Origin of the sequence: Variovorax sp. W2I14 (genome assembly GCF_050435205.1) — a bacterium.
GTDB lineage: Bacteria > Pseudomonadota > Gammaproteobacteria > Burkholderiales > Burkholderiaceae_C > Variovorax > Variovorax paradoxus_C.
The window spans coordinates 5379835-5395372 of record NZ_JBNDJX010000001.1 but is presented as its reverse complement, the minus strand read 5'-3'; the positions used below and the strand labels follow the sequence as shown (position 1 = coordinate 5395372).

The 15538-nt window shown below is 67.5% G+C and carries 14 protein-coding genes and 1 pseudogene; 6 read left to right on the top strand and 9 right to left on the bottom strand.

The genetic code is table 11. From position 1 onward, the window contains the following. Positions 1-11 precede the first annotated feature (11 nt). Positions 12-1340, bottom strand: a complete 1329-nt coding sequence (locus QF040_RS25175; protein WP_429613293.1) for an Nramp family divalent metal transporter — start codon at positions 1338-1340, stop codon at positions 12-14. A gap of 116 nt (positions 1341-1456) precedes the next feature. Here QF040_RS25175 and QF040_RS25170 point away from each other — a divergent pair, with 116 nt between their 5' ends. The 3 genes from QF040_RS25170 (at position 1457) to QF040_RS25160 (ending at position 3077) form a co-directional block, all read left to right on the top strand. Beyond that, positions 1457-1765 (top strand): putative quinol monooxygenase, encoded by a 309-nt coding sequence (locus tag QF040_RS25170; protein WP_306881290.1) that lies wholly within the window; start codon positions 1457-1459, stop codon positions 1763-1765. Between the two features lie 89 nt (positions 1766-1854). After that, the gene (locus QF040_RS25165) at positions 1855-2460 is read left to right on the top strand and encodes a hypothetical protein (protein ID WP_429613292.1); all 606 of its coding nucleotides are present in this window, start codon (positions 1855-1857) and stop codon (positions 2458-2460) included. 14 nt (positions 2461-2474) lie between these two features. Continuing rightward, positions 2475-3077 carry a hypothetical protein gene (locus QF040_RS25160; RefSeq protein WP_429613291.1) on the top strand — a complete coding sequence of 201 codons (603 nt, stop codon included), beginning with the start codon at positions 2475-2477 and terminating at the stop codon, positions 3075-3077. Between the two features lie 76 nt (positions 3078-3153). On the opposite strand, the gene gap is transcribed toward QF040_RS25160, so the two are convergent. Beyond that, entirely contained in the window at positions 3154-4155 is a 1002-nt protein-coding gene (gap, locus tag QF040_RS25155; protein WP_013544317.1) for a type I glyceraldehyde-3-phosphate dehydrogenase, read from the bottom strand. A gap of 63 nt (positions 4156-4218) precedes the next feature. Next, a complete protein-coding gene (locus QF040_RS25150; protein WP_429613290.1) occupies positions 4219-6321 on the bottom strand; it encodes a transketolase family protein in 2103 nt (700 codons plus the stop codon). Between the two features lie 146 nt (positions 6322-6467). On the opposite strand from QF040_RS25150, the gene speD reads away from it, so the two are divergent. From speD to QF040_RS25135, 3 genes are all read left to right on the top strand, one after another. Then, a complete protein-coding gene (speD, locus tag QF040_RS25145) occupies positions 6468-6848 on the top strand; it encodes an adenosylmethionine decarboxylase (RefSeq protein WP_429613289.1) in 381 nt (126 codons plus the stop codon). A gap of 146 nt (positions 6849-6994) precedes the next feature. Continuing rightward, entirely contained in the window at positions 6995-7708 is a 714-nt protein-coding gene (locus tag QF040_RS25140; protein ID WP_429614692.1) for a nucleotidyltransferase family protein, read from the top strand. Beyond that, positions 7705-9102 (top strand): aminopeptidase P N-terminal domain-containing protein, encoded by a 1398-nt coding sequence (locus QF040_RS25135; protein WP_429613288.1) that lies wholly within the window; start codon positions 7705-7707, stop codon positions 9100-9102. The genes QF040_RS25140 and QF040_RS25135 overlap by 4 nt, the downstream gene beginning before the upstream one ends. Before the next feature lie 19 nt (positions 9103-9121). Here the strand turns inward: QF040_RS25135 and QF040_RS25130 are convergent, their stop codons facing one another. The 6 genes and pseudogenes from QF040_RS25130 to QF040_RS25105 all read right to left on the bottom strand — a co-directional run. Beyond that, entirely contained in the window at positions 9122-9487 is a 366-nt protein-coding gene (locus QF040_RS25130) for a DUF3325 domain-containing protein (protein WP_429613287.1), read from the bottom strand. A 1-nt stretch (position 9488) separates the two neighbouring features. Beyond that, complete coding sequence (locus tag QF040_RS25125; protein WP_429613286.1) at positions 9489-11138, bottom strand: PepSY-associated TM helix domain-containing protein; 1650 nt, start codon at positions 11136-11138, stop codon at positions 9489-9491. After that, positions 11135-11524 carry a DUF3649 domain-containing protein gene (locus QF040_RS25120; protein ID WP_429613285.1) on the bottom strand — a complete coding sequence of 130 codons (390 nt, stop codon included), beginning with the start codon at positions 11522-11524 and terminating at the stop codon, positions 11135-11137. Before QF040_RS25120 ends, QF040_RS25125 begins: the two co-directional genes overlap by 4 nt. An 83-nt stretch (positions 11525-11607) precedes the next feature. Continuing rightward, a complete protein-coding gene (locus QF040_RS25115; RefSeq protein WP_429613284.1) occupies positions 11608-12960 on the bottom strand; it encodes an esterase-like activity of phytase family protein in 1353 nt (450 codons plus the stop codon). A gap of 196 nt (positions 12961-13156) precedes the next feature. Beyond that, the gene (locus QF040_RS25110) at positions 13157-14371 is read right to left on the bottom strand and encodes a penicillin-binding transpeptidase domain-containing protein (RefSeq protein WP_429613283.1); all 1215 of its coding nucleotides are present in this window, start codon (positions 14369-14371) and stop codon (positions 13157-13159) included. A 43-nt stretch (positions 14372-14414) separates the two neighbouring features. Beyond that, positions 14415-15533, bottom strand: a pseudogene (locus QF040_RS25105) (transglycosylase domain-containing protein); the annotation flags it as partial. Positions 15534-15538: the final 5 nt, after the last annotated feature.

The following is a 15538-nucleotide window of genomic DNA, read 5'->3' as shown; positions in this document are numbered from 1 at the left end:
CCGCTTTGGCCTCAGCCTTTGCCGAGGATCAGGGAGCCGATCAGCCACACATTCGCTGCGCTGATCACGCCGAACAGGCCCCAGGCCAGGAGCTTCACCACAGTGCCGTTGGCAAAGCCGCCCATCATGTCGCGGCTGCTCGTGAAACGGATCAAGGGCCACATCGCGAACGGCAGCTGGAAGCTCAGCACCACCTGGCTCAGCACCAGCATCTTGCCGACGCCGCCGTCGCCGAACCACCAGACACCGAGAAACGCCGGCCCCAACGCGAGCGCGCGTGTGAGGAGGCGCCGCTGCCAGCAGGGGATCTTCAGGTCGAGAAAACCTTCCATGATGATCTGGCCCGCGATGGTGCCGGTGAAGGTCGAGCTCTGTCCCGATGCAAGGAGCGCGATGCCGAACAGCGTGGCCGCGAACGCGCTGCCGACGATGGGCTCGATGAGCCGGTAGGCATCGTCGATCTCGGTCACCTCCTGATGGCCGGTCGCGTGGAAGGCGCTGGCCGCGAGCACCATGATCGCCGCGTTGACCAGCAGCGCGAGCGACAGGGACACCACCGCGTCGAGCGTGCAGAAGCGCACCGCCTCGCGGCGTGCCGCATCGGTGTCGGCAATGAGCCGCGTCTGCACGATGGACGAATGCAGGTACAGGTTGTGCGGCATCACGGTGGCGCCGACCACGCCGATGGCGAGGTACAGCGCACCGGGCTGCTGCAGCCGCTCGAAGCTGGGTGCGAAGCCCATCGCCACGCCGAACCAGTTGGGCTGCGACATCGCGAGCTCGACGATGAAGCAGCCCGCGATGGTGCCGACCAGCCCGAGCACGATGGCTTCGACGCGCCGGAAGCCCGCGCCCTGCAGGCCGAGCACGAGCAGCGTGTCGAAGGCCGTGATCGCGATGCCCACCGGAATCGACACGCCGAACAGCAGGTGCAGCGCGAGTGCGCTGCCCAGCACCTCGGCGAGATCGCACGCGACGATGGCCAGCTCGGCGCCGAGCCACAGGAAGCGGTTCACGCGCGGCGAATAGTGTTCGCGGCACGCGCGAGCCAGGTCTTTCTGGGCGACCAGCCCGAGCCGCACGCACAGCGTCTGCAGCAGCATCGCCGCAAGGCTCGCGAGCAGCACCACGAAGAGCAGGCCGTAGCCGAAACGCGAGCCCGCCTCGATGTCGGTCGCCCAGTTGCCCGGGTCCATGTAGCCCACGGAAACCAAGAGGCCCGGACCTGCGTAGCGCAGCAGTTTCTTGCCGAAAGGCAGGTCTTGCGGGACCGCTACGCTGCCCTTGACCTCGGACGGGCAGAAGGGCGCGGTGGCCGTGCGGGGGAGCGGAAAGAACATGCGCGCGATGATAGGGTGGGGCATCGGGTCTCGCGCGGGACCGATACCAAAGTGCCGGATCTTTTAGATTCGACGTTCGCCATCCATCCCCTCACATCACCCCGGAGTTCATTCCAATGATTCACGTAGTCGCTGTCCTCACCGCCAAGCCCGGCCAACGCGCCAAGCTGCTCGAAGCCTTTGCCGAAAACCGCGCGGCCGTGCTGGCCGAAGAGGGCTGCATCGAGTACGGCGCAACGATCGATGCGCAAGGCGTTCCCCCCTCGAAGGCGAGCTTCGGCCCCGACACTTTCGTCGTGATCGAGAAGTGGGAAACGCTCGCGCACCTGCAGGCCCACGCTGTCGCGCCGCACATGAAAGCCCATGGCGAGAAGACCAGGGAGCTGGTCGAGAGCAAGCTGATCCACGTGCTCGAACCGGTCTGAGGTTCTTCCCTTAGCGGCCTTCGCGCGCGGCGCGGGGCGTGCTACCTTCGCGCCGGGGAGCAGACAACTCGGACGAGGGGACTCAAGACATGGCGATCTTCTTCAGACCGCATGGTTTCCACCTGCACGCTTTCGCCGCAAGGCTCGGTGCGCTGGCCGCAGTGCTGCTCGCGGCCGGTTGCGCGCAACTCGGTGCGCCACCTTACGCCGCCGACTACGAGGCGCTCGATCGCCTCGAGGCGAACAACCCCGGCAAGGTGGCGGTCGCCAAGGTGCAGCCGACCGACCCCAACGACAAGATCAACATCCTGAGCCTGCGCCGCGCCAAGCTGGTCTCGCCCAGCGGCACCTTCGCGCAGTACCTCGAAGACGCGCTGATGCGCGATCTGAGCGAGATCGCCGTCTACGACCCGAAGGCGCCGACCCGCATCTCAGCGCGCATCGTCGTCAACGAACTCGACCTCGGCGTGATCAACGGCACCGGCCGCATGGACGTGGAGGTCACCGTCACGCGCGATGCGGCGCAGAAGCTGCGCAAGACCTACCGCGGCGAGATCGCCTTCGATTCGAGCTACGCGAACATCGTGGCCGTGCCCGCGGGGCAAGCCGCTTATCCGAGGCTGGTGCGTGCGCTGCTTCGGCAGGTGTATGCCGATCCGCAATTCGTTGCGGCCATTGCCGCGCCTGCACAGTAGACCGGAGAAGCACCATGTCGTTTTCTTCATCCTGCGCCTGCGTCCTTCGCCTCGCCGCGGCTTCGACGCTGATCACCTTGGTGGCCGGCTGCTCCCATCCGATCACGATGATCACGGAGACCGCACCGCCGCGATCGACGGCCCACCTCATCCCGAAGAAGGTCGCCTACGTGATGACCGATGCGCAGCGCGACCTGCAGGTCACGACCGCCGGCGGCAGCGGCGACCGCGTGAGCTACTACCCGTACCGCGACCTGGAGAAGTCGATTCGTGATGCGCTGCGCGGCGTCTACCGCAACGTGATCGTGCTGCGCACCGCCAGCGATGCGAAGGCGAACGAAGCTGCGGGCGTGTCGCTGGTGTTCACGCCGCAGATCAAGACGGATTCGAGCTCGTCCTCGTGGATCACCTGGCCACCCACCGCATTCACGGCCGAGGTGTCGTGCGTGGTGACGAACGCGGCAGGCGTCGAAGTCACGCGCGTGCGCGCTGTCGGCAACGGCGCGGCGGAGTTCGGCGAGTTCAATGGCGATTACGGGCTGGCCGCGCGACGTGCGGCCCGGCAGATGACTTCGCAGCTCAGCAGCGAGATTCGCAGGAACGAGAAGCTGCAGTGAGCGGGTTGTCTCCCCATCGGCGAGCCCCATGAAAAAACGCGCCCGAGGGCGCGTTTTTCATTGAAGCCGCGAAGCCTTACTTCGACACGACCTTCACCATCTCCAGGCACTTGTTCGAGTAGCCCCATTCGTTGTCGTACCAGCTCACGAGCTTCACGAACGTGCCGTCCAGCGCAATGCCGGCTTCGGCGTCGAAGATCGAGGTACGCGGGTCGCCGCGGAAGTCGGTGGCCACGACCTTGTCTTCGGTGTAGCCCAGCACGCCCTTGAGCGCGCCTTCGCTTTGCGCCTTCATCTCGGCGCAGATTTCCTTGTACGAGGCTTCCTTCTCCAGCTCGACCACGAGGTCGACCACCGACACGTCGGAGGTCGGCACGCGGAAGCTCATGCCGGTGAGCTTCTTGTTGAGCTCGGGAATCACCACGCCCACGGCCTTGGCCGCGCCGGTGCTCGAGGGAATGATGTTTTCCAGGATGCCGCGGCCGCCGCGCCAGTCCTTGTTGCTCGGGCCGTCGACGGTCTTCTGCGTGGCGGTGGCGGCGTGCACGGTGGTCATCAGGCCGCGCTTGATGCCCCACTTGTCGTGCAGCACCTTGGCCAGGGGGGCCAGGCAGTTGGTGGTGCAGCTGGCGTTGCTGATGATGGCTTCGCCGGCGTACTTCTTGTCGTTCACGCCGTAGACGAACATGGGGGTGTCGTCCTTCGACGGCGCCGACAAGATCACCTTCTTCGCGCCCGCGTCGATGTGCTTCTGCGCCGTTTCCTTCGTGAGGAAGAGGCCGGTCGATTCGAGCACGATGTCGGCGCCGACCTCGTTCCACTTGAGCTGCGACGGGTCGCGCTCTTGCGTGAGGCGGATCTTCTTGCCGGCGACGATCAGCGTGTTGCCTTCGACCGAGACTTCACCCTTGAAGCGGCCATGCACCGAGTCGTACTGAAGCATGTAGGCGAGGTAGTCGGGCTCGAGCAAGTCGTTGATGGCAACGATCTCGATGTCGTTCTTGAAGTTCTGCACCGCTGCGCGCAGCACGTTGCGACCGATGCGGCCGAAGCCGTTGATACCGAGTTTGATAGCCATCTGACTTGCTCCTAAGGTTGAAAAACTTGTGATCGGACGAGAAGAAGAAACGCCTGGGAACGATCAGTCCCGCAGCGCCGCTTCCACGGTGGCGGCAACGTTCTCCGCCGTGAATCCGAAATGCTTGAACAGCTCCGGCGCCGGTGCCGACTCGCCGTACGTATCGATGCCGACGACGGCCGCGCAGCCGTACTTCCACCAGCCGCCGGTGCAGCCCATCTCGACGGCGATGCGCGGAATCTTCTTCGGCAGCACGGCCTTCTTGTAGGCGAGGTCCTGGCGGTCGAAGGTGGTCGTCGAGGGCATCGACACCACGCGCACGGCGATCTTCTTGGCGGCCAGGAGCTTCTGGGCAGCCAGCGCGAGCGGCACTTCGGAACCGGTGGCGATGATGACGGCGGCCGTCTTCTTGCTCTTCAGGCCGACGGTCTCGGGCTCGGACAGCACGTAGGCGCCGCGGCTGATGTCGCCGAGTTCGCTCTTCGGTGCGTAGGCGATGTTCTGGCGGCTCAGCAGCAGCGCGGTCGGGCGCGACTGGTTCTGCAGGGCCACGGCCCAGGCCACGGCGGTTTCGGCCGTGTCGCCCGGACGCCAGACGTCCAGGTTGGGAATGAGGCGCAGCGAGGCGGCGTGTTCGATCGACTGGTGCGTCGGGCCGTCTTCGCCGAGGCCGATGGAGTCGTGCGTGAACACGTGGATCACGCGGCGCTTCATCAGCGCGGCCATGCGGATGGCGTTGCGGCTGTAGTCGCTGAAGGTGAGGAAGGTGCCGCCGTAGGGGATGTAGCCGCCATGCAGCGCCACGCCGTTCATGATGGCCGCCATGCCGAACTCGCGCACGCCGTAGTTGATGTGGCGGCCGATGGTGCCGTGCGGCACTTCGGCGGGGGCTTCGGGCTTGGCTTCGTCTTCGGCGCCTTGCTTGGCCGGGACGGCCGGCACGTTCATGACCACGGCACCGGTCTTTGCGTCGAAGCGCAGGGCGGCGGTGCTCTTGGTGTTGGTGAGGTTCGAGCCGGTCAGGTCGGCGCTGCCGCCGAGCATTTCGGGCAGCGCGGCCGTGAAGGCTTCCAGCGCGAGCTGGCTGGCCTTGCGGCTGGCGACGGTCTCGCCCTTGGTGTGGGCGGCGACCACGGTGTCGAAGGCGACTTGGTGGAAGTTCTTGGGCAGCTCGCCCTTCATGCGGCGGGTGAACTCGCCGGCCAGGTCGGGGAAGGCCACGGCGTAGGCGGCGAACTTCTCGTTCCAGGCGGCTTCTGTCTTGGCGCCGGCATCCTTGTGGTCCCAGTCGGCGTACACCTCGGCCGGGATTTCGAAGGCCGGGTACGGCCAGCCGATGGCTTCGCGGGTGAGGGTGATTTCCTCGGCGCCGAGCGCCTCGCCGTGCGCCTTGGCGGTGCCCGCGCGGTTCGGGCTGCCCTTGCCGATGGTCGTCTTGCAGATGATCAGCGTGGGCTTGGATTCTTCCTTCTTCGCCTTGGCGATGGCCTTGGACACGTCCTTGGCGTCGTTGCCGTCGATCGGGCCGATGACATTCCAGCCGTAGGCCTTGAAGCGCTCTTCGGTGTTGTCGATGAACCAGGGCTTCACCTGGCCGTCGATGCTGATGCCGTTGTCGTCGTACAGCGCGATCAGCTTGTTCAGGTGCCAGGCGCCGGCCAGGGCGCAGGCTTCGTGGCTGATGCCTTCCATCATGCAACCGTCGCCGAGGAAGGCGTAGGTGTGGTGGTCGACGATGTCGTGGCTCTTGCGGTTGAACTCGGCGGCGAGCAGCTTTTCAGCCAGTGCGAAGCCCACGGCGTTGGTGATGCCCTGGCCCAGCGGGCCGGTGGTGGTTTCCACGCCGGGGGTCACGTCGACTTCGGGGTGGCCGGCGGTCTTGCTGTGGAGCTTGCGGAAGTTCTTGATCTCGCCGATCGGGAGGTCGTAGCCCGTGAGGTGCAGCACCGAGTACAGCAGCATCGAGGCGTGGCCGTTGGAGAGCACGAAGCGGTCGCGGTCGAACCAGTGCGGGTTGGCCGGGTTGTAGCGAAGGTGATCGCCCCAGAGTGCGACGGCCATGTCGGCCATGCCCATCGGTGCACCGGGATGGCCGGAATTTGCTTGTTGGACGGCATCCATAGCCAGAGCGCGGATTGCGTTGGCCATCAGGGCGTGGTTTGCCATGTGCGGTGGACTTTCGGAGGGAAAAGAGAGGGTTGGGGTCGGGAGAACCCGCGATTTTACCGGGCGAGCCCCAACCCGCCTCGATACGGGCCGAACACCCGACTGATGTTCTCTTGTGCACTGGCCGGCTGCTAGAGTTGCCACCCATGCATGGGCTGCACCTCACCGCCGATCTCCACGACTGCCGATGCGGTCTTCAATGGCTCACCGACGGGCCCGCGCTGGGCTCGGTCTGCATCAAGGCGGTGACCGCCGCGGGGCTGCAGGCGGTGGGCAAGATCGTCCATTCCTTTCCCGCCACGCCCGAAGGGCCGGGCGGCGTGACGGCCACGGTGCTGCTGGCCGAATCGCACCTGTGCATCCACACCTGGCCCGAGCAGCGCGGCGTGACGCTCGACGTGTACGTCTGCAACTTCGGCGGGGACCATTCGGCAAAAGCGCATGCGCTGATGGAATGTCTGGTCTCGCTGTTCCAGCCGACCCACAGCGAACGCAACGAGCTGCAGCGCGGCCGCATCGCAGCGTAAATGAAGCTCGCCCCCAGGCTCCGCGCACTTCGTGTCGCTTCTCCAACCCCCTACCGGGGGCAACACCTGAGGCCCGGTAAAGCCGGTTCCTCGGTGTTTCACGAAAAGACCGATCCGTGAACATGGCTTCAACTTCCGTGCGGGCGATGATCCTGGCCGCCGGCCGCGGCGAGCGCATGCGGCCGCTGACCGACGCGACGCCCAAGCCCCTGCTCGAAGTGCGCGGCAAGCCGCTGATGCAGTGGCCGATGGAAGCGCTGGCCGAGGGCGGGTTCGCCGACCTGGTGGTCAACACCGACTGGCTGGGCGCGCAGATCTCGTCCCGCTTCGGCGTGAATCCCTTGCTGGATGGGCATGGCGCGCTATCGATTTCATACTCCGACGAGGGCCGCGACTTCGGCGGCGCGCTGGAGACGGCCGGCGGCATCGTCCGCGCGCTGCCGCTCTTGGGCGAGGTGTTCTGGGTCGCGGCCGGCGACGTCTTCGCGCCGGACTTCCGCTTCACGCAGGCTTCGGTCGACCGCTTCCTGGCCAGCGGCAAGCTGGCGCACCTGTGGCTGGTGCCGAACCCGGCGCACAACCCCAAGGGCGATTTCGGCCTCTCCGCCGAAGGCCTGGCGCTCAACACGGCCCCCGAGAAATACACCTTTTCGACCATCGGCCTCTACCGCGCCGCGCTGTTCGCGCCGCCGTACTGCGTCATCCCGTCCGGCAACCCGGCCGGCGTCAAAGCCCCATTGGCACCGATCCTGCGGGCCGCCATGGACAATGAACTCGTGAGCGCCGAGCTCTACACCGGCCCCTGGACCGATGTGGGAACCCCCGAACGGCTTGCCCAACTGAACACCACGCCAAGATGACCTCCGCAGACACCACCACGATCTACGCCGAGCGCCGCGCGCGCCTCGCCTCGCAACTCGGCAAGGACGGCATCGCCATCATCCCGACCGCCCCCGAGCGCCCGCGCAACCGCGACACCGACTTCCTGTACCGGCACGACAGCTACTTCTATTACCTGACCGGCTTCACCGAGCCCAACGCCTGGCTGGTGCTGGCGGGCGACGGCCGCGCCACGTTGTTCTGCGCGCCGAAAGACCTGGAGCGCGAGATCTGGGACGGCTACCGCCTCGGCCCCGAGGCCGCGCCCGCGGCACTCGGCGTCGACGAGGCCTTCTCGGCCGCCGATCTCGACGCGCAATGCCCCAAGCTGCTGGAGAACCGCTCGACCGTGTGGTTTCCGTTTGCGATCCACAAGGGGCTGGAAACCCGCATCGACGGCTGGCTGCAATCGGTGCGCGCGCGCGTGCGCTACGGCGCGCTGTGCCCCGAGGAGCAGCGCGACCTGTGCGGCCCGCTCGATGAGATGCGCCTCGTGAAGGACGCGCACGAGCAGGACATCATGCGGCGCGCCGCGCAGATCAGCGCCCGCGCCCATGTGCGCGCGATGCAGCTGTCGGCCCGCATGCTGCGCGAGGGCAAGGACGTGCGCGAGTACCACCTCGATGCCGAGCTGCTGCACGAATTCCGCTTCGGCGGCTCGCAGTACCCGGCGTACTACTCCATCGTCGCGGCCGGCGCCAACGCCTGCGTGCTGCACTACCGCGCCGACGCGGCGCCGCTGCGCTCGGGCGAGCTGGTGCTGATCGACGCGGGCTGCGAACTCGACGGCTACGCGAGCGACATCACCCGCACCTTCCCGGCCGACGGCAAGTTCACCGGCCCGCAGCGCGCGCTGTACGACCTGGTGCTCGCGAGCCAGGACGCATCGGCCGCCGCCACCAAGGCCGGCAACCGCTTCACCGACCCGCACGACGCCGCGGTTCGGGTGCTCGCGCAGGGCATGCTCGACTTCGGCCTGCTCGACAAGAACAAGGTCGGCAGCGTCGACGACGTGATCGACTCGCGCGCCTACTTCCAGTTCTACATGCACCGCACCGGCCACTGGCTGGGCATGGACGTGCACGACTGCGGCAGCTACGTGGAGCCCACGCAAGTCGGCGAAGTGAGCGAGCGCAAAGATCCGCTCTCCAACGAAGTCATCAAGAACCGCCCGAGCCGCATCCTGCAGCCAGGCATGGTGCTGACGCTGGAGCCCGGCATCTACGTGCGGCCCGCCGAGGGCGTGCCCGAACAGTTCCACAACATCGGCATCCGCATCGAGGACGACGCGATCGTCGCGGCCACGGGCTGCGAACTCATTTCGCGCGGCGTGCCGGTGAAGGCGGATGAGATCGAGGCGCTGATGCGCGGCTGATCGCGCACCGAGCTGCTTGCTATGTACCCGACGCGGCAAGCAGCAGGCAGATCAGCAGCCCGAGCAGCGCAACGGCTGCCGCCGCGGACGCGATCCAGTGAAAGCGCCGCGGCGCGCATCCCAGCAACCCCACGGTCGCCAGCGCGGCCGCCGTGAGCGCGCCCAGCCAGAGCACCCAGCCGATCGCGCTGCCCGCCGCCTGCAGGCTCGCGCCCAGCGACACGCACAGCAGCGCGGTGCCGCCCAGTTGCAACCAGCGGCGCCATGGGCCCGGCGTGCTGCCGCGGCCGAAGACGTCTTCGCTGTGACGGTCCATCGCGAGGCTCAGCGCGCAGAAGCCGGCGAGCGAGGCGGCGAACACCAGGGCGAGAAGCAGGGCGCCCATCTCAGGAACCCTGGCCCGACGCGGCGAGCCCAGGCGGCGGCGGTTGCGTGCTGGCGGCCTGCCTGGAAACCGCCTTGCGGCGCTTGCGCTCCACGAGCCAGGCCGCGCCGGCGAGCCCCAGCCCCAAAGCGATGACGACCAGATCGAAACCCGCCACCGCGCTCGGCCCCGAACGCAGGCTCACCGTCAGCGGCGCGGGGCCGGTGAACGCATTGAGCACCGGCAGCAGCACGAACAGCAGCGCGCCGAGCGCGAGCTGCGCCTGCCACATGCGCAGCGTCGTGCGCAGCAGGCCCAGCACGGCGGCCGCGCCCCAGACGATGAAGAACCAGCGAATCTCCGCTTCGCCGCGGTCGGCCACGTCGAGCGGCAGCAAGCGGTTGGCCCAGAAGAAGGCCGCCATCGCCATCGGCAGGCCGGCGATCGCGCCGACGTTCAGGCCATCGACCAGGCGCAGGCCCCAGCCGATGCGGCCGCCCTGCTTGAGCGTCTTCGCGAATTTCTGGCGCTCCTTTACCGCCCAGAGCAGCAGGCCGGTCGCCACCATCAGGCAGCCCGCGAGTCCCGAGAGAAAGAACAGGCCGCGCAGCAGCGGATCGGCAAAGCGGCCGATGTGCAGGCCGTAGAGCACGCCGCGCGTCTCGGCGGCGGCCTTGGGCACGTCACCGAAAGTGCCGATCTGCGCGCCGGTGACGCCGTTGAACTGCATCGAGGGCTGGTCGTACGACAGCCGCTGAGTGCCGGCGCGGGCGATGGACACCACCGCATTCGCGTCGTTGGGAAAGTGCACGGTGATGCGGCCGACGGGCGCGCCGTTCCAGTGGGAGGACGCCGCCGCCACCATCGGTGCGATGGGCGCCAGCGGCGCCGGGGTGCCGGAGGCCTTGAACTGGGTGCGGCCGCCGCCGGGGAAGGCCTCGGCGAAGAAGGCCTCGGTGCCGCCGTGGTCCTTGTAGGCGGCCTGCGGCGCCCAGGGCATGTACATGAACATCAGCGTGACCAGCCCGGTGTAGGTGATCATGGCGTGATAGGGCAGCGCGAGCACCGCGGTCACGTTGTGCGCATCGAGCCACGAGCGCTGGCCCTTCTTCGGACGGAAGGTGAAGAAGTCCTTGAAGATGCGCCGGTGCGTGACGATGCCACTGAAGATCGCCACCAGCATGAACATCGCGCAGAAGCCGACGATCCAGCGCGCCCAGATTGCGGGCATGTAGTGCAGGTCGAAATGCAGGCGGTAGAAGAACTCGCCGCCCCGCGTCTCGCGCGGTGCGGTGACCGCCTGGCCGGTAGCTGGGTCGAGCAGCGCCTGGTCGAAGCGGCGGCGCCGCTCGACGGGTGCGGCGCTGGCCGGCGGGGGCGGCTTCAGGTACAGCACGCTGGTCGACGGCTCGCGCTCGGTCGGCAGCGTGATGAACCAACGCGGCGCATCGGCGCCGCGTTGCTGCAGGAAGGCGACGGCGCTTTCCGTGGCCTTCGCCTGCGTCGCGGCGTTGGGAGATACGGCGTGCAGCTCCGGCTTCATCCAGAAGGTGATCTCGTCCTTGAAGTACGACGCGGTGCCGGCCGCGAACACCATGAAGAGCACCCAGCCGACCAGCAGGCCCGACCAGGTGTGCAGCCAGGCCATCGACTGGCGAAAGCCCTCTTTCATGCGCCGCCTCCGCCGGCTCGGGTGAGCAGCAGAACCAGCGAGCCCGGCACCACGGCCGCGATGACAAGGCCCGACCACGCGCGCCAGGCGGTGCGCGCGGCAAAGACCCACATCACGGCCAGCGCAAAAACGATGAAGGAGGCGAGCGTGCCGGTCATCACGGCTTCACTGCGTGCCATGCCGAAGGCGGCGGGCAGGCACAGGGCCAGGGCGGCGGCGGAAAGGGCTGCAACGCCGTAGCCGCCGACGATAGCGGCGAGCGCGCGCGAGGCCACGCCGAGGCGATAGCGAAAGCTGGCGCTCACAACGTGCGCCAAACGGCAGGCAAAGTCGTTCGGGAATTCATGGAAAGAGGGGAAGAAAAAACCGGTGCAGATGAGAATCATACTCATCTAGCCTGATTTCCCCCTCAACGCCCGGCGCGGGACCTGGATATCGCGGCTCGGCCGAGCGCGCTTTTTCCTCGGCTTTACTTCGCCTGCAGCAGCGCGCCCGCTTCGAGCAGCACCAGTTCGTTGTCGTCCGCCTTGTTCGGCTCGCGGCTGCTCGAGAACGGCAGGTTGTTGTCATTGCCGACCACGATGTGCGTGGCGTCGATCACGTCGACGTTCTCGATGGTGAAGAACGGAAACTTCAGCACGCCGTCGTTCAGCGGCTTGCGGGCGAGCTTGTCCGGATCGGCGATGTTCAGCAGGTCGATGTAGCCGATCTTGCGCACCGCGCCGCCCACGTTCGCGTCGCTCAGCTCGACCTTGTAGACGCGCTTGAACTTCGCGATGTCGTGGAAGCAATCGGTGCGCTTCTGGCCTTCGGGGCAGGCCTTGTCGCTCGTGCCTTCGCCGTTGTCGCGCTCGATGATCAAACCGGTGGTGCCGTCGATCATGTTGAAGTCGCCGATGGCGTTGCCGTTGGCTTCGAGCACGTACTTCCAATGGCGGCCCGTCCATTTTTCGGACGCCACGTCGAACTCCAGCACGCGCAGGGCTTCCTTGCCGTCGAGCTTTTCGTAGTCCTTCGTCTCGGCGTTCCACACCGGGCCTTCGAGCAGCGCATAGAGCTTGCTGCCGTCCTTGGAAGACGCCATGCCTTCGAAGCCCTTGGAGCGCTTGATCTGGAAATCGACCGCGCCGCCCGGTACGCCCGGCGTGATGACTGCGGGGTGATCCGGCGATCGCACGGCCTTGCCGTCGACCTGCGTGTCGAACACCGCGAGCACCTTGCCCTTGAGGTCGGCCTTGATGAGAAACGGGCCGAACTCCTCGCCGATCCACAGCGCGCCGCCGGCGAACTGGAAGCTCTCGGGGTCGAAGTCCGAGCCCGTCAGGTAGCGCTGCTTCGTGCCTTCGTGGACGATGCGGAACGGCACCTTCTTGTCGGGGTCGTGCAGGAAGAGGGTGTTCAGGCGATTGAACTTGCCGCTCTTGAAGTCCACCTTGTAGTGGTTCAGGTAGAGCATGAAGTCGGGCGAGTTGGCCTTCGCGCCGGCACCGTTGTCGGTGAGGATCCAGAACGAGCCGTCGTCCATCTTCTTGATGCCCGAGTGCCCCTGCAGCGGCTGGCCCTTGAAGGGCACCGAGACGCCGGTGCCGCGTCCACCCGAGAGCCCTTCGACCGTGCCCAGCGCCTCGACGCGCTTGCCGGAGGTGAACTTGCCGCTGACCTGCAGGTCGACCGGCGCGTCTTTCGGTGCGGCGACGAAGCTCTGCGCGGGCAGCACGGCGTGGCCGGCGAGCGTGGCGGGGAAGGCGGTCTGTGCGGCAGCGCCGCCGCAGGCGAGTGCGGTGGCAAGGGCGATGAAAGTGATGGAGGCGAGACGCGTCATGGGCAGAAGAAAGGTTTCAGTCGAAACGCGAGACCATGCCGAGCGCGCATGACGTGACGGTGACATCCGTGACGCCCGGTGTGGATCTGCGCTCAATCCACAAGCACCGTTCGGGCTGAGCTTGTCGAAGCCTCGCGCCGCGCTTCGACAAGCTCAGCGAGAACGGCTCTGTCGTCGAAGACCAGGCATGCGAGAGCTACGGGGCGATGTCCACCGTCACTTCGCGCGATTCGGCGCGGCCCTGGTCATCGACCGCTCGCAGCACATAGCGCCGTCCCGAGTCGGCCATGTCCGGCATCCACGTGATGCCTTCGCCGGGCGACGCCTTGCCGATCAACGCGTCATCGGCAAACCAGTAGATCGTCTGCGTGCCCGCCGCCGCTTCGGCGCGCAGCACGATCGGCTCCGGCTTCTTCACGCGCAGCGTGTGCCGCACGCCGCGCAGGGGCGATGTGATGAGCGGCGCCGTCTCCGAGGCCTCGCCCTTCTCGCAGCCATCGGTCGGCAGGCTCGCGCGCGGCAGGCCGGCCTGGCGGAACAGCCGCCGCATGTCGCTGCCCCATTGCTCGACCACCTGCTGCCGCGCATTGGGCTGCGGCCCGCACACCACCTTGCCGGTGGTCTCATCGACCCACACGGCGCGGTGCAGGTTGCTGACCTGGATTGGCGACTTGCCCGCGATGAACCATGTCGTGGTGCGCACCGGGCACAGCGCATCGGGCAGCCCGCCCGTCGCGGTGCACACCTCGACCTGCCGCAGATCGGCCGGCTGCCGCGTCGCGATCTCGCCGGGGTCCAGCCGCTCGGCGCGCAGCGCGTCGACCATGCGCAGGAACAGCGGCGCGGCCGCATCGACGCCCACGAGCGCGGGGTTGCTCGTGCCGTCGAAATTGCCGACCCACACCACGAGCACATGGCGGCCGAACACGCCCGCAGTCCACGCATCGCGAAAGCCCCATGACGTGCCCGTCTTCCATGCGATGGCGGGGCGCGCGGGCAGCGTGGTGTCGGGGCGCGGCGTGTGGCGCAGCATGTCGAGCGTGATGAAAGACGCCTCTTCGCTCAGGAGCCGCAGCGGCTGCGTGGGCCGCTCGTCGGGCGCAGGCTGCGTGTAGCGCAACGGCTGCGAGACGCCGCCGTTGGCCAGTGTCGCGTAGAGACCCGCCAGCTCCTCGGGCGTGACCTCGCCGCCGCCGAGCACCAGCGCAAGCCCGTAGTGCGATTCGCTCTGCAGCTTCTGCACGCCCGCGAGCCGCATGAAGTCGTAGAGCCCGGGCTTGGAGAGCTTCGCGGCCACGGAAACCGCCGGGATGTTGCGGCTGCGGATCAGCGCCTCTTGTGCGGGCAGCGGGCCGGCGAAGCGGTGGTCGAAGTTCTCGGGCGTGTAGGGGGCCGAAGGATGTCGGCGCATCCTTCAGCATCGTCTTCGGATGCAGCAGCCCCTGGTCGAGCGCGAGCGCATAGATGAAGGGCTTGAGCGTGGACCCGGGCGAGCGCTTGGCCTGCGTGCCGTTGACCTGCCCAGCGATGGCGTCGTTGTGCCAGTCGGCCGAGCCGATCAGCGCGCGCACCTGCATGGTCGAGGCGTCGAGCAGCAGTGCGCTCGCGTTGGTCATGCCCACGTCGGCGTGCGTGCGCAGGTACTGGCCCATCACGCGTTCGAGCGTGGCCTGCATGCGCAGGTCGATGGTGGTGCGCACTTCCTGCACGCCGCGCTCCTGCGCGAGCAGCATGTCGGTGGCGTGCGGTGCGAGAAAAGGGAGGCTGCCGCGCGACTGCGCCGAGAGCGCGAGCTGCGCATCGGGTGCGTGCTGTTTGGCGGTCGGGTCGCGCTCGGCCCACAGAGCCCACAAGCGCTCGCGCGCCGCTTGCAGCTCGGCATTGCGGCCGCGCTCGGCGATGCGCTTGACGGGGTTCTGCGGAATCACCGCGAGCGTCAGCGCCTCGGGCAGGCTGAGCTTGGCGGCGTCCTTGCGAAAGTAGATGAGGCTCGCGGCCTGCACGCCTTCGATGTTGCCGCCGTAGGGCGCGGTGTTGAGGTACGCCTCGAGGATCTCGCGCTTGCCGAAGCGCGCCTCCAACCAGAGCGCCGCGCCGATCTGCGCGATCTTGCCCAAGGCCGTGCGGCTGTCGATGCCGTAGACGCGCCGCGCGAGCTGCATCGTGAGCGTCGAGCCGCCCTGCCTGCGCTCGCCGCTCGCGATGCGCCATGCGCTGCGAACCAGCGCAGCGGGGTTGACGCCGGGGTGTGCGTAGAAGCGGCGGTCTTCGTAGAGCAGCACCGCGTCGATCAGCGTCGGGGAGATGCGGTCGAGCGGCACCCAGAGGCGGTATTGCTCGTCGCCCGCGAGCGTGAGGCGCAGCAGCTCGCCGCCTTGCGCGTACACGGCGCGCGAGCTGCCGACGGTTTCGCTGAGCGGCGCGTGCGGCCAGAAGCGCAGCAGCGCGAGCAGCAATGCAACGGCTGCAAAGGCGATCGCGACCCTCTTCCCTCTGCCCCTCTTGCTCCCTCTCCCGCTTGCGGGAGAGGGTTGGGGTGAGGGCAGTGGCGGCCGATCAGGCAACGTGGTCATGGTGG

Excerpts from the sequence above, each read along its gene's own strand:
- QF040_RS25175 (WP_429613293.1), bottom strand. The coding sequence starts at position 1,340 with ATGTTCTTTCCGCTCCCCCGCACGGCCACCGCGCCCTTCTGCCCGTCC.
- QF040_RS25170 (WP_306881290.1), top strand. The coding sequence starts at position 1,457 with ATGATTCACGTAGTCGCTGTCCTCACCGCCAAGCCCGGCCAACGCGCC.
- QF040_RS25165 (WP_429613292.1), top strand. The coding sequence starts at position 1,855 with ATGGCGATCTTCTTCAGACCGCATGGTTTCCACCTGCACGCTTTCGCC.
- QF040_RS25160 (WP_429613291.1), top strand. The coding sequence starts at position 2,475 with ATGTCGTTTTCTTCATCCTGCGCCTGCGTCCTTCGCCTCGCCGCGGCT.
- gap (WP_013544317.1), bottom strand. The coding sequence starts at position 4,155 with ATGGCTATCAAACTCGGTATCAACGGCTTCGGCCGCATCGGTCGCAAC.
- QF040_RS25150 (WP_429613290.1), bottom strand. The coding sequence starts at position 6,321 with ATGGCAAACCACGCCCTGATGGCCAACGCAATCCGCGCTCTGGCTATG.
- speD (WP_429613289.1), top strand. The coding sequence starts at position 6,468 with ATGCATGGGCTGCACCTCACCGCCGATCTCCACGACTGCCGATGCGGT.
- QF040_RS25140 (WP_429614692.1), top strand. The coding sequence starts at position 6,995 with ATGATCCTGGCCGCCGGCCGCGGCGAGCGCATGCGGCCGCTGACCGAC.
- QF040_RS25135 (WP_429613288.1), top strand. The coding sequence starts at position 7,705 with ATGACCTCCGCAGACACCACCACGATCTACGCCGAGCGCCGCGCGCGC.
- QF040_RS25130 (WP_429613287.1), bottom strand. The coding sequence starts at position 9,487 with ATGGGCGCCCTGCTTCTCGCCCTGGTGTTCGCCGCCTCGCTCGCCGGC.
- QF040_RS25125 (WP_429613286.1), bottom strand. The coding sequence starts at position 11,138 with ATGAAAGAGGGCTTTCGCCAGTCGATGGCCTGGCTGCACACCTGGTCG.
- QF040_RS25120 (WP_429613285.1), bottom strand. The coding sequence starts at position 11,524 with ATGATTCTCATCTGCACCGGTTTTTTCTTCCCCTCTTTCCATGAATTC.
- QF040_RS25115 (WP_429613284.1), bottom strand. The coding sequence starts at position 12,960 with ATGACGCGTCTCGCCTCCATCACTTTCATCGCCCTTGCCACCGCACTC.
- QF040_RS25110 (WP_429613283.1), bottom strand. The coding sequence starts at position 14,371 with ATGCGCCGACATCCTTCGGCCCCCTACACGCCCGAGAACTTCGACCAC.